Genomic DNA, 12,750 nt, shown 5'->3' with positions numbered 1-12,750 from the left:
ATGCCTGCCGCCAGCTTGTCTACGGCGACCCGCACCACCTCGACGGGGTTCGCATCCTCGGAGTCGATGAACATGTATGGAAACACACCAGAAAACCAGGCCAGGCATCAAACCTGGTGACCATACTCGTTGACCTCACCCCGCTGGTGGACGGGCGTGGGCCTGCTCGTTTGTTAGACATGCGACCGGGCAGGTCCGCAGATGTGCTCAGCGGGTGGCTTAAGGAGCGCGACCCCAGCTTCCGGGAGCAGATACAGGTGGTGACCATGGATGGGTTTACCGGATATGCCACCGCAGTCGAGGAGCAACTACCACAAGCTGACAAAGTCATGGACCCTTTCCATGTAGTGCATCTAGCAGCCGACAAACTCACCAGTTGCCGACAGCGACTCCAACGCGAGACCACCGGGCGCCGCGGACGCAAAGATGACCCGTTGTACAAGCACCGGCGCACCCTGTTGACCAGGACGAACTATCTCACCGAGCGGCAAAAGCACCGCTTAGAAATGTTGTGGGCCACCGATGACGACTACGTGGCCCTAGAAGTAACGTGGCTGCTCTACCAAGACATGATCGCAGCGTACGCGCATCCGAAGAAATCGGAAGGCAAAAAGCTCATGAAACGCATCATCCACACCCTGCGCAAAGGATTACCGAAAGGCTTAGAAGAGCTCGCCCAACTGGGACGCACCCTGTGGCGACGACGCAAAGACGTGCTTGCCTACTTTGATATCGGTGCCTCCAACGGCCCCGTCGAGGCAATCAACGGCAGACTCGAACACCTACGCGGCATCGCCCTAGGATTTAAAAACCTCAACCACTACATCTTGCGGTGCCTGATCCACTCCGGACAACTACAGGACAAAATCAACGCACTCTAAAACCGGAAGGGCCGGCAAAACACATGGATCTCATTCGCACCATAAAAACCATGCGTCACGGCATGAAAAGAGGCGCCGGGAAGATAACTTCCCAGCGCCAAGACCTGTGCCTATCCCCTGGCTTTGCCCCAGCTAGCTGAGGTGTTTAGGCATCCGAACTAAATCGCACGCCGGCGTCCGGAATGCTCACACCTGGGAAGACTCGCATGCCACCCTGCAGCTCGCAACGCGCGCCGATGGTGGCACCTTCGCCGATGACGCAGTTGTCGATGTGCGCGTTGGCACCAATGTGCGCGCCCGAGGCAATGATGGAGTTGTTAATGATGGCGCCCGGCTCGATAGTGACGCCATCGAAGACCACTGTGCCGTCCAAGCGGCAGCCCGCCCCAATCACGGAACCGCGGCCCACGGCCGTGCCGGACAGCAGCAGTACGCCACCGGCGATACCCGCGGACTCATCCACGACAGACTCACCCGTGCGCCCCACCAGCAGCGGCGAATGCGCGATGCCGCGCACCAAGTCGGAGGAGCCGCGGACGAAATCATCCGGGCGGCCCATATCGCGCCAGTAGGAGTTATCCACGTGGCCTACCACCAGGCGGCCGGACTCCAGCAGCTGCGGGAAGGTCTCGCGCTCCACGGAGACGACGCGGCCAGCCGGAATCGTCTCGATGACATCCTTCTTGAACACGTAGCAACCGGCGTTGATCTGATTCGTCGGCGGATCCTCGGTCTTTTCCAAGAAGGCTGTTACTCGGCCCTCGGAATCGGTAGGAACGCAGCCAAAGGCACGGGGATCAGCGACGTTGAGCAGGTGCATCGTCACGTCGGCGTCCTTGGAATGATGCGTATCGAGGATGCCGTTGAGATCCATGCCGGACAAAACGTCGCCGTTGAACACCATGACTGTGTCCTGGCGCAGCTTGTCATAGACGTTGCGGATACCGCCGCCGGTACCCAGTGCGGTCTCCTCCACCACGTACTCAATTTCCAGTCCCAGATCGGAGCCATCCCCGAAGTACTCCTCAAAGACCTCCGCCTTATAAGAAGTGGAGAGCACCACGTGCTCAATCCCGGCTTCCTTGATACGAGCGAGCAGGTGCTGGAGGAATGGGTAGTTGGCTGTGGGCAACATCGGCTTCGGCGTGCCAATCGTCAGCGGGCGCAGGCGGGTGCCGCGACCTCCCACCAGAATGACGGCATCGGCCGTCGATCCCCACTGGGGCGCTGATTCAGTCATATCGTTCCTTAATCTCTTTCAGATAAGTCACCGTTAGTGTATAGGCGCGCCTGACTCAGGAGCCGTCGCGGCACGCGCTTAAAATCAGCCCGCGCACCCGCAGCCCCATCCACAAGGCTGCGCGCAGCGGCGCCTGGTACCAGTGCGGGTGCCTATCCGCTTGGAAGCGGTAAGCGGAATCGTGGTGGGCGCGCAGCATGGCGCCGCGATGCGCCTTCGTCGAGTGGCCCTTAGCGTGGGTAATCACCGCCGTCGGGCACAGGATGTTGCGCCAGCCGGCGCGAGTGAAGCGGTCCCCTAAGTCCACGTCCTCCAAATACATGAAGTAGCGCTCATCAAAGCCACCAATCTGTTCAAAAGCCTCCCAGCGCACCAGAAGGCAAGAACCGGAGAGCCAGCCGGCTGGGCGCTCGCTGTCCATATCGGCGTCATCGCGATAGGCGCGCGACCACGGATTGGACGGCCAAATAGTTCCGAACAGCGCGTGGCCGATACCCGTGAGCAGCGTCGGTACGGCGCGCGCCGAGGGGTAGTTGCTACCATCCGGCTCCACGATGCGCGGGCCCACCGCCGCGGCATCCGGGTGGCGGCGCGCACAAGCGATCAGCTCATCCAGGGATCCCTCGCTAAATGTCACGTCCGGGTTGGCAATGAGGAAGAACTCGTCATCAACGCCGTGCGCACGGGCGAATCGCGCGCCGGCATTCATTCCAGCGCCGTAGCCGATGTTTCCTCCAGTATCGAGGAATTCCACGTCCTCATGCTCCCGCGCGGCGGCTTCCGGCACCCCATCGGTTGAGCCATTGTCGGCGAGGACGGTGAGGGTAGCAAGGGACGTCGCCAAGCGCAGCGACTCCAGGAAGTCGCTGAGGTAGCGGCCAGGCGAAAAGGTCACCGTGACCACGGCCAGGGGTTTCTGTAAATTCTTCACGATGTTCTTGAGAGTACCCAACGCCGGCGTGCGCACGCGCCCGCGACACTGCTTCACGGTTTTGCAGCGAGCTCACTTAAACTAGTCCCGTGACTTCCCCGAATTCCCCGCGCGCCGCCCGCCACATCCAGGCCGCGCCCTCGCAGTCCGCGCCCACCGCCCAACGAGGATCGACGCCACTCAAGGCCGTCGTCGCCTTCCTATCCGCAGTGGTCCTCGTGCTCTCCGGCGTGGGTTACTTCACCGTGGGCAAGCTGGGAAATGACATCTCCTCCGCCTCCAATCTGGCACTCGGCAATCAGGGCGGTTTTAAGGACAACGGCATCGACGGCGCGGTCGATATCTTGCTCGTGGGCAAGGACTCGCGCACCGATGCCAAGGGGAATCCTCTCTCCGAACAAGAGCTGGCGGACCTGCATGCCGGTGTGGATGAGGGCGAGGAAAACACCGACACCATCATGGTGATCCGCATCCCCAACGATGGCTCGCGAGCTACTGCAGTATCCATCCCGCGCGATACCTACGTCCACGACGAGGACTTCGGAAACACCAAAATAAACGCCGTCTTTGCCCTGCACAAAGCAGACAAGATGGAACAGCTGCAGCAGGAAAACGCAGAAGCCGAAGCAGCTGGTGAGAAGCCGCCCCATACCGAAAAGGAAATGGAGAAGGAGAGCACCGAGGCCGGCCGCGCTGGTCTCATTTCGATGGTGCACAAGCTCACTGATGTCAACGTCGACCACTACGCTGAGGTGGGTCTCTTGGGCTTCGTGCTGCTTACCGACGCCGTCGGGGGCGTCGACGTCTGCCTCAACGACGCCGTCGATGATCCGATGTCGGGCGCTAAATTCCCGGCTGGGCGCCAAACCTTGCAGGGCTCCGAGGGCCTGTCCTTCGTGCGCCAGCGCTATGAGCTACCGCGCGGTGACCTTGACCGCATCGTGCGCCAGCAGGCCTACATGGCATCGCTGACGTCGAAGGTGCTGGATTCGGGCACGTTGACCTCTCCGGGCAAGCTCAACAAGATTGCTGATGCCGTTGAGCGCTCCGTAGTCATCGACGACGGTTGGGACATCATGGGCTTTGTCACCCAGCTGGCCGGGCTAGCTGGCGGCAACGTGACGTTTACAACGATCCCGGTGACCTCCATTACCGGCGTTGGTGACTACGGCGAATCGGTGGTGACCATCGATACCGCGGAGGTACACCGCTTCATGGATGATTTGGCCAAGTCCCAGGAGAAGGCTGAGGAAGAAAAGAAGTCTGAGGATGCCCCAGCCGACCAGGAAGGTGAAGACGGCGAAAAGCCCGTGGCTGAGAACCTCAACCTGCACGTCCTCAACGCCGGCAACGTCGACGGAATGGCCGGCGGAATCGGCGCGTGGTTAAAGAACGTGGGCTACACCGTGGAGCGCACGGCCAATGCGCAGTCGGGCCTGTATACCGAGTCCCAGATCGTGGCCGCGGATGCCAACGATGAGCGCGCACAGGCTTTGGCTGAGCAGCTCGGTGGCCTGCCGGTCACGGCCAACGAAGAGCTCGAGCCGGATACCTTCATCGTGGTGGCTACCGATGACTACTCCGGCCCGAAGGATGACTCCGCACAAGAAGAGGAGGCTACCGCGGAGACCAACCAGGGCGGCGACACCCAGCAGGTTGGTACCCCGGGCGATGACTTCGGTACCGCGGAGGTTTCGCCTGAGATCGACGCGGGCGGCGATGGCCCGCGCTGCGTGAACTAAAGACACCGTGGCGGGCTTGGCGCCCGCCACCTACGATGGGCGGACATGGAACTCCTTCAGCATCTCTTGTCCGCCGATGCCTCCGCTCCCCGCCTCAGCGTCTACAACGAAGCTGACGGCACCCGCATGGACTTCTCGGCGCAAACGCTGGAGAACTGGACCTCCAAGATTGCCAACATGCTGCTGGAAGAGCTCGACCTTGAGCCTGGAACCGATTCCCGCATACTCATCGACCTTCCTGTGTCGTGGCAGGCTGCCGTCATTGCGCTTGGGGCGCTAGCCGCCGGCATCCCCTTCGACATAACCGACGGTGCGGCTGCCTCGCAGCCGCACGCCGACGATATCGCCGTGGTTTTCACCTCTCCGGAGGCCTACCTCAAGGCTGCGGCGGACGCGGGCTCCGGCTCTGCATCGGCCCCACTGGTCGACACGGTTCTGGTCACGCAGGATCCTTTTGGCCGCGGCGTTGTCGAAAGCGGCGGCGAGCTGCCGCTGGGCACCATCGACTTCGGCCCCACCGTGCGCTTCTACGGCGATCACTTCTACGGCACCACTACCCCGCTACCAGAGCTTTTCCCCACGGAGTTGGGCGCTGAACGCGTGCTTTCGCAGGGCTGGACGGACAGCGCTTCCTTCCAGCGGGCCGTCCTCGAACCACTGGCTGCGGGCGGCTCCGCCGTCATCGTGGCGGGCTTGTGCTCGGCCGACCGCTTGGAGGACATCGCAGACAACGAGAAGGTCACCGTCCGCTCCTAAACGCCGTCATGAGATAGTAGAGCAATGTTCAGCTGGCTTTATATCTTCATCGGCGTGCTCATCCTCGTGGGCACTATCTGCCAGGGAACCATCGGCTTTGGGCTGGGCACCATCGCCACCCCCATCTTGGCGCTGATTAAGCCGGAGCTGGTTCCCACGCTCATCCTCCTGCTGGCCTTCGTCATCTCAACTACCACGATGCTCAAAGCACGCTCGGCGGTGTCCTGGGACATCGTGGCTATTTCCTCCATCGCGCGAATACCCGGCTCACTCGCGGGTGCGTGGGCGATTGCTTCCCTCTCCCACCGCGGGCTCTCCCTTTTCATCGGCTGCGCCGTCATCTTTGCCATGACCTTGTCCAGCCTCGGCTGGTCTCCCAAGCGCACCACCGCCAACATTGCAGTCGCGGGCGCTGCTTCCGGGTTTCTGGGCACATCCACCTCCATTGGTGGCCCGCCCATGGCGTTGGTGCTCAAGGGCTACGACCCCGCCCGTGTGCGCGGCACCCTGTCGGGGACCTTCATCATCGGTTGCACCATCTCGCTGGCAATCTTGGGCTTGAGCGGGCAAATCACCAGCCTGCAGCTCACCGCCGCCGCGGCCTACCTGCCGGTAGCCATCGTGGGCCTCATCGCCGCCGGCTACCTCAACCGTTTCATCAACGCCAAGGTGCTCAACCGCATTGTCCTTGTGGTGGCTATCAGCGCGGCCTTGGCTCTCATTGTTGAGGGGCTTGTTGCTGCCTAGCATCCGCGGCCCGCTGCCAGGACCACGCTCCGTACTGCCCGTTCTGCCAAAGTTCTCGCCGCTGATTCAAGATCTGGCAATAACTTCGTCATCTAGGGCAGTTGGGCGGCTGCGGGAAGCCGGGTGGTTCCGGGTAATCGGGCGGCTCAGGCAAGTCGGGCGGTAAACACCCCAAGGGCTCGCTGTATTCCCATGGCTTTGGCTTGGGCGGCAAGACTCCCTCATGCCAGAAGCCGATGAATTTGAAGTAGCGCTTCCCAAAGTCCGGATTCCTCGCATGAGCTATCTGGTCGATGACATAGTCCAGATGATGTGCCACGCAGTGACCTGTATAGCGCAACGTGAGCCACCCAATCAGCGCGCCCTCATTATTCTTCCAGTGGTCCCGCAACCATGACTCTTGCTGGGAATGGAATTTCATCCCGTTGATTTCTACCGCAACCTTGAGCTCTGGGAGCACGATGTCCCAGGTGTAGTGGCCGATTACAACGTTGCACTCGACTTTGAGCCCACGCCTTTTCAATCCCTTGGCCACCTTGACCTCCGCACCGGAATCTGTGAACAACGCAGCTTGCTCCAGCATGCGCTGACTGGCAACGGGGACAACTTTGAGCGCTTCGCGGTGACTATCCAAGCGAGCACGTCCTGCCTTCGAGGAATAGATGGACTCAAACACGCGAATCCCCAGTTCAGGACTAACTGACTTCATAGCGACAAGAGGATTAAGAATCCGGATCCCAGACGAGGTAACAAAACTTTCGACGCTCACCCGCGAGTGCACATAAAAAGTTGATGCCGGCATTCTCTCCACGCTGGCTAGCCTCAGCGGAAAAGTGACAGGCTCGCCAAGGAGGACCTGGGCTGCCGTTGTGCCTGTCGTCTTAAGGAATGGCCGGTGCTCCTGTAACAGCTTCAACAGTTCTAATGGCTCGGGCTTGCCCCAGACGTAGAGCCCCTTGGCGATCCTAGTAATCTCCCCTCGGCGCACGCGAGTTGCAAGTGCACCTTTAGACAGATCGCGCACAATGCCGTGTCTCATGTCATTTCCCCCCCGGAAAGTTTGGCCTCCACGCTAACATGGCGCGCTACCGCGCGCCGAGCAACTGCCATTGCTGCCAAAGTTATCGCTTCTGATTCAAGATCGGGCCAGAAGTTTGGCAACTGGGGCAGTTATCCACTGCGAAACTAGGCGCCCAGCACCAAGAAAACCGCCTTAGCGAAGCGACCCCGCAATAAAACTACGGAAGCGCTCAGCAATCTGCGCAATTTCCTGCCCCGCGAAGTGCCCCGGGGACCACGCCGCCACGAGTGGAACCCCGCCCAGAGCACGCTCGCCGTCCACCACATCAAAGCTCACCAGCCGCGCCGGCTGCAGCTCCGTCATTAAAGCTACGGCACATCCGGCACGCGCCAAGGCGCATAACGTCGCCGTATCATCGCACTCCACGTGCGAACCCAGGGCATAGCCGGCCGTGCCCACGAAGGAATCCACCACCCCGCGGGACACGCTGCGCCGCGAAGGCAGAGCCACCTTTTCTTGCAATAACCGTTTAACCTCCACGCTGGTCGAACCCGCGCACTCCAGTGCCAATGGGTGCGTCGGAGGCACCCAGGCGCGCACCGGAATCGTGCCCAAAGCCAATGAGGCCACGTCATTGCCCGGCGGGATGGTGGCAATCACCACGTCGGCGGAACCTTCCAGCGCGTCGAAGACGTCGTAGTGCGTAACCGGGGTCGTGGTGAGCAAAGGGATTGTCGAGCCAGCGGCCTCAATAAAGGGAGCGAGAAGCGTCGAAATCGTCGTCGGCGTAGCAGCCACGCGCAGCGCCGGGATACTGCCCGCGCGGAGTGCCTCCACCGCCTGCCCGGCGCGCGCGGATTCGGCGAGGAGGCGGCGGCACGTCGGAATGAGGGCGTGTGCCGCGTCGCTGAGCGCCAGTGCGGAACCGGCCCGAACAAAAAGCTCCAGGTCCAGCTCCTTTTCAAAGCGCCGCAGCTGCCGACTCAGCGCCGGCTGGGTTATTCCAAGGCGCTCCGCGGCAGCAGTCACCGTGCCAGCTTCGGCGACCGCAAGGAAATATTTGGCCTTCACCATGTCCATTCCCCTACTTCTACCACTACCAATGCCTTGAGGGTATGACTTTCCAGCTTTTTCGACATTAGACAACATGACATCACCAAAGAATAATGAGACCACTACCACAACAACCCCAGGGAGGTTTCCATGTCACACGTCGGCGCCGCCATTGCCGAATCCCTAGCCGCGCACAACGTCACCCGCGCTTTCCTCGTGCCCGGCGAAAGCTTCCTGCCCGTGCTCGACGGCCTCTACGATTCCCCCGTGAAGGCCATCGTCACCCGCCACGAAGGCGGTGCCACCTACATGGCCGAAGCCCACGGCAAAGCCACCGGACAGCCCGGCGTCGCCATGGTGACGCGCGGCCCCGGCGCAGCCAACGCCTACGTGGGCATCCACACTGCCTGGCAGGATGCCACCCCGCTCGTTCTCTTCGTTGGCCTTATCCCCATCTCGGATCGTGACCGCGAGTCCTTCCAAGAATTCGACCCCAAGGCGTGGTTCGGCACCCAGGCCAAGCAGGTCTTTGTCCTCGACGATCCGTCGCGCGCCTCCCGCGTCGTGGCCGAAGCCTTCTTCCAAGCCCAGCAAGGCCGCCCCGGCCCCGTCATCGTGGGCCTGCCGGAGGATATTCTCCACCAGGAGTTCACCGGCAGCATCCACCCACCCATCCCGGTGTCGGAAGGCGCGCTTTCCGACGAGCACCTGGACCTCCTCTCCCGCGAGTTGAGCCGCGCAGAGCGGCCACTCATTTTCGCCGGCGGCCCGCGCTGGACCCCGGAGGCCGCGGAGAAGATCACTCGCTTCGCCGAAGAGCACCGCATCCCGATCATTCAAGACTTCCGCGCCGCTGACCGCGTGCCCTTCGACTCCCCCGCCAACGCCGGCTGGCTCGGCTATGGGCGCGACCCACGCGCGGCGCAACTTTTGGAAGCTGCCTCCCTCGTCATCGAAGTCGGTGCCGTTCTCGGTGATGTTCCTACCGACGGTTACACCTTGCGCCAATCACCGCAAGCACGCAACATCGCCATCAACCCCGATACCAGCCTGCGCGGCCACTCGGTGGCGCTGGTAGAGCACATCGTGGCGAGCCCCGTGGCCTTCGCTCACACCCTGGACCGCTTAAGCGTCGAGGACAAGGACACACGCGGCGAGTGGTTCGACGCCGCGCACGCGAACCACCTCGACTTCGCCACCCTCCCCGAGCCCGCGGACTACCGCCCGGGCAAGGAGGGCACGGCCCACATGGAGGCCGTCTTCGCAGCACTCCACGACCAGCTGCCCAAGGACTCGATCTACACCTTCGGCGCCGGCAACCACTGCATCTGGGCCCAGCAGTTCCTGCGCTCGCAGGTCTACCCCTCCCAGTTCAGCGTGCGCAACGGCTCGATGGGCTATTCCATCCCGGCCGCAGTGGCCACCAAGCTGGAATTCCCGGAGCGCACCGTCGTCACCATTGCCGGGGACGGCGAATACCTTATGAACGGTCAGGAGCTGGCTACCGCGCTGCAGTACGGCGCGCCCTTCCTCATCATCGTCATGTCCAACGGCGAGTTCGGAACCATCCGCGATCACCAGAAGAAGCACTTCCCCGACCGTGTTTCCGGCACGCAGCTTGTCAACCCGGATTTCGCGGCGGTTGCCCGCGGCTTCGGTGCCCACGGCGAGCTCGTCACCGATGACGCCCAGGTACCGGAGGCCGTGGCCCGCGCTCTGCGCGCTATCGCCGAGGACGGCGTACCAGCGCTCCTCAACGTCATCACCGACCAGGCCCATTCCCTGCCTATCCCGCCCTCCCCGGTTTTACACACCGACGAAACGCCCACCAGCTAAAGGAGGCTCACCATGAGCACGACACATACTCCTCCAACTTCGAATGCCGTACCCGCTAGCCAGCTGAAGGAAGGCGAGCACATTGTGGGCGATGGGGTCGTCGCCAAGCAGCGCCCCGCTGCCTCCACTGCATCGTGGATCATTACGCTCTTCGGCACCGCCGTGGGTGCTGGCATCCTCTTCCTACCGCTGAATGCCGGCGGTTTCGGGTTCTGGCCGCTGGTCTTTGCCACGGTTTTCATCTTCCCGTTGGTGTACTTTTCGCACCGCACCTACGCGCGGATTGTTGCGGGCGCGCCCACAAAGGACCACGGCAAGGACATCCTCGACTTGGTCTCCCAGTATCTGGGCAAAGGCCAAGGAATCGTCTTCGCGGTGCTGTACTGGATCACGGTCTTTTCCACCGTCCTCATCTACGGTGTCTCCATCACTAACGCGGTGGATAGCTTCATTGTCAACCAGCTGGGTGGGCCGTCGCTCGACCGGTGGCTGCTGGCCATGCTCTGCGTGGGCGTGATGACCGGTGCCTTCGCCATCGGCCGCAAGCCGATGATCTGGCTGGCCCAGGTGCTGGTCTACCCGCTGATTATCGCCCTGGCCGTCACCTCCATCTACCTCATCCCGCGCTGGGACCTGCACAGCTTCATCCATTTCGATGACGGCTCGAATGGCTACGGCGGCATCATCAAAGGCATCTTCCTCATCCTGCCGGTGCTGGTCTTCTCCTTCTCCCACATGGCGGCGCTGTCGCAGTTCGCCATCGACATGCAGCCGCAGTACGGCGAGAAGACCGAGAAGCGCGTTTCCCGCACGGAGTTCTACACCGCTATCCTGCTCGTCGTCTTCACTATGTTCTTCGTGTGGTCCTGCGTCCTCGCACTCGGCGCCGACGGCATGAATGAGGCCCTCGAGCAAAACATCCCGGTGCTCTCCTACTTCGCCAACGTCACTGGCACTCCGTTCATGGCTTACATGGCCCCCATCGTGGTCATCTGCGCCATCGTTTCTTCCTACTTCGGCCACATGCTCGGTACAGAAGAAGGCACGGAGTACCTGCTGAAGAACGCTGCGCCGAAGCTGGCGGAGAAGGTCTCGCACCGCACGCTGCTCAACATCATTTATCTCATCGCCTTCGTGTGCACCACGCTCGTGGCGATCTTTAACCCCTCCATCATTTCCATGATTTCGGTTGTCTCCGGTGTCTTCGTGGCGTTCATCGTCTACTTGGTGCCGGTGTACATGTTCAAGAAGTTGGATGTGTACAAGAAATTCCGCAATGACCCGTGGAACTACTTCGTCTTCGGCATGGGCCTGCTGATTATGGCCGTGACCATCTGGGACATGATTTAGAAAGGACGTGAAAATGCTTCGTAATGATCTCTCAAGCTTCCCCGAGTACAAGGTAGGCAAGGATTTCCCCGATGCCTTGAAACTCTCCTCCAATGAGGTCCCCTTCCAGCCCGCCGAGGACATTATTGCCGCGGTTGCCGACGCCGCCCGCACCACCAACCGCTACCAGCAGCCCGGCAGCCTAGAGCTCACCAACGCCTTGTGCAATTACCTGGGAGTTCCAGCGGATCACATCTTCGTCTCCGCGGGTTCTACGCCCATCCTGCAGGCCACCATCTTGGCGTCCTGCCACACCGGCGATGAGGTCATCGTGCCCTGGCGCAGCTTTGAGGCCTACCCCCTGTACGTGCGCATGGCCGGCGCGGAACCGATTCTGGTCCCGCTCACGGAGGATTACCGCGTCGATTTGGAGGCAGTCCTTGCCGCCCTGACGGAGAAGACCAAGCTCATCATCCTGTGCAACCCCAACAACCCGACGGGCACCGTCATCACGCGCGGTGAATTCCACGCCTTCATGGACCGGGTGCCCGAGGATGTCGTGGTCCTGCTGGATGAGGCCTACTGGGAGTACAACGACGCCCCCGATACCCCAGATTCAGTCGAGGAATACCAGCGCTACCCCAACCTGCTTGGCGTGCGCACATTCTCCAAGGCATGGGGTCTGGCCGGCATGCGCGTGGGCTACGCGGTGGCAGGACCGGAAATCATCAACGCGCTGCAGCTGCTCTCCCTGCCGCTGACGGTGACCGCCATGGCAGAAACTGCTGCTGTGGAAGTGCTCAAGCGCCACGACGAGCTTTACGACGCCGTCGAGATCACCAAAGCACAACGCGACCGCGTCTGCGCAGAACTGGGAGCTGAAAAGTCCTACGGCAACTTCGTCTGGCTGCCGCGCGCGGATGCCGCAGAGGTGGAGACGAAGATGCTCGATGAAGGCGTGGTCATCCGCCGCTACCTCGATGAGGGCGTGCGCGTGTCCATCACGGACGAAGCAGAAACTACACAGTTCTTGGAGGCCTGGCGGCGCGCGGGCATTGAGCCTTGGAGGGGCTAGGTGGCCTCCTCCTTTCACCCCCTCAGTCCAAGTACTCCATAAGCCCATACTGAGACAAATGACATAAAACGCACGAACCTTGCACTAAGTCATATTCAGCCCCATAATGGGTCGCAACCCATACACACTTCAATCATTG

General features: G+C 61.5%; 11 protein-coding genes. 7 read left to right on the top strand and 4 right to left on the bottom strand.

Annotated features, from left to right (window positions below):
• Nucleotides 1–881 (top strand): ISL3 family transposase (locus FME68_RS09710; RefSeq protein WP_158397430.1); only part of this gene is annotated, 881 nt, incomplete at its 5' end.
• A gap of 145 nt (nucleotides 882–1,026) precedes the next feature.
• Here FME68_RS09710 and manB read toward each other — a convergent pair.
• Together manB and FME68_RS09700 are read right to left on the bottom strand one after the other, a co-directional pair.
• A complete protein-coding gene (manB, locus tag FME68_RS09705; protein WP_049156050.1) occupies nucleotides 1,027–2,121 on the bottom strand; it encodes a mannose-1-phosphate guanylyltransferase in 1,095 nt (364 codons plus the stop codon).
• A 55-nt stretch (nucleotides 2,122–2,176) separates the two neighbouring features.
• On the bottom strand, nucleotides 2,177–3,088 hold the full coding sequence (locus FME68_RS09700) for a glycosyltransferase family 2 protein (RefSeq protein WP_328287803.1): 912 nt from the start codon (nucleotides 3,086–3,088) through the stop codon (nucleotides 2,177–2,179).
• Nucleotides 3,089–3,141: 53 nt separating this feature from the next.
• On the opposite strand from FME68_RS09700, the gene FME68_RS09695 reads away from it, so the two are divergent.
• The 3 genes from FME68_RS09695 to FME68_RS09685 are packed head-to-tail and all read left to right on the top strand — an operon-like array spanning nucleotide 3,142 to nucleotide 6,297.
• Entirely contained in the window at nucleotides 3,142–4,794 is a 1,653-nt protein-coding gene (locus tag FME68_RS09695; RefSeq protein WP_328287801.1) for an LCP family protein, read from the top strand.
• Between the two features lie 45 nt (nucleotides 4,795–4,839).
• Nucleotides 4,840–5,550 (top strand): TIGR03089 family protein, encoded by a 711-nt coding sequence (locus FME68_RS09690; protein WP_070512253.1) that lies wholly within the window; start codon nucleotides 4,840–4,842, stop codon nucleotides 5,548–5,550.
• Between the two features lie 24 nt (nucleotides 5,551–5,574).
• On the top strand, nucleotides 5,575–6,297 hold the full coding sequence (locus tag FME68_RS09685) for a sulfite exporter TauE/SafE family protein (protein ID WP_158397429.1): 723 nt from the start codon (nucleotides 5,575–5,577) through the stop codon (nucleotides 6,295–6,297).
• Nucleotides 6,298–6,385: 88 nt separating this feature from the next.
• Here FME68_RS09685 and FME68_RS09680 read toward each other — a convergent pair whose 3' ends face one another.
• Nucleotides 6,386–7,336 (bottom strand): endonuclease domain-containing protein, encoded by a 951-nt coding sequence (locus FME68_RS09680; protein WP_144013117.1) that lies wholly within the window; start codon nucleotides 7,334–7,336, stop codon nucleotides 6,386–6,388.
• Nucleotides 7,337–7,510: 174 nt separating this feature from the next.
• The gene (locus FME68_RS09675) at nucleotides 7,511–8,392 is read right to left on the bottom strand and encodes a LysR family transcriptional regulator (RefSeq protein WP_230308958.1); all 882 of its coding nucleotides are present in this window, start codon (nucleotides 8,390–8,392) and stop codon (nucleotides 7,511–7,513) included.
• Nucleotides 8,393–8,521: 129 nt separating this feature from the next.
• On the opposite strand from FME68_RS09675, the gene FME68_RS09670 reads away from it, so the two are divergent.
• The 3 genes from FME68_RS09670 to FME68_RS09660 are packed head-to-tail and all read left to right on the top strand — an operon-like array spanning nucleotide 8,522 to nucleotide 12,611.
• Entirely contained in the window at nucleotides 8,522–10,207 is a 1,686-nt protein-coding gene (locus tag FME68_RS09670) for a thiamine pyrophosphate-dependent enzyme (RefSeq protein ID WP_144013115.1), read from the top strand.
• Between the two features lie 12 nt (nucleotides 10,208–10,219).
• Nucleotides 10,220–11,557 carry an aromatic amino acid transport family protein gene (locus FME68_RS09665; RefSeq protein WP_158397427.1) on the top strand — a complete coding sequence of 446 codons (1,338 nt, stop codon included), beginning with the start codon at nucleotides 10,220–10,222 and terminating at the stop codon, nucleotides 11,555–11,557.
• Between the two features lie 13 nt (nucleotides 11,558–11,570).
• Nucleotides 11,571–12,611, top strand: a complete 1,041-nt coding sequence (locus FME68_RS09660) for a histidinol-phosphate transaminase (RefSeq protein ID WP_158397426.1) — start codon at nucleotides 11,571–11,573, stop codon at nucleotides 12,609–12,611.
• The last annotated feature ends 139 nt before the right edge of the window (nucleotides 12,612–12,750 follow it).

Origin of the sequence: Corynebacterium hiratae, assembly GCF_009708045.1 — a bacterium.
Lineage (GTDB): Bacteria > Actinomycetota > Actinomycetes > Mycobacteriales > Mycobacteriaceae > Corynebacterium > Corynebacterium hiratae.
The sequence above is the reverse complement of the archived record's forward strand: the minus strand, read 5'-3'. Positions and strand labels throughout refer to the sequence as shown.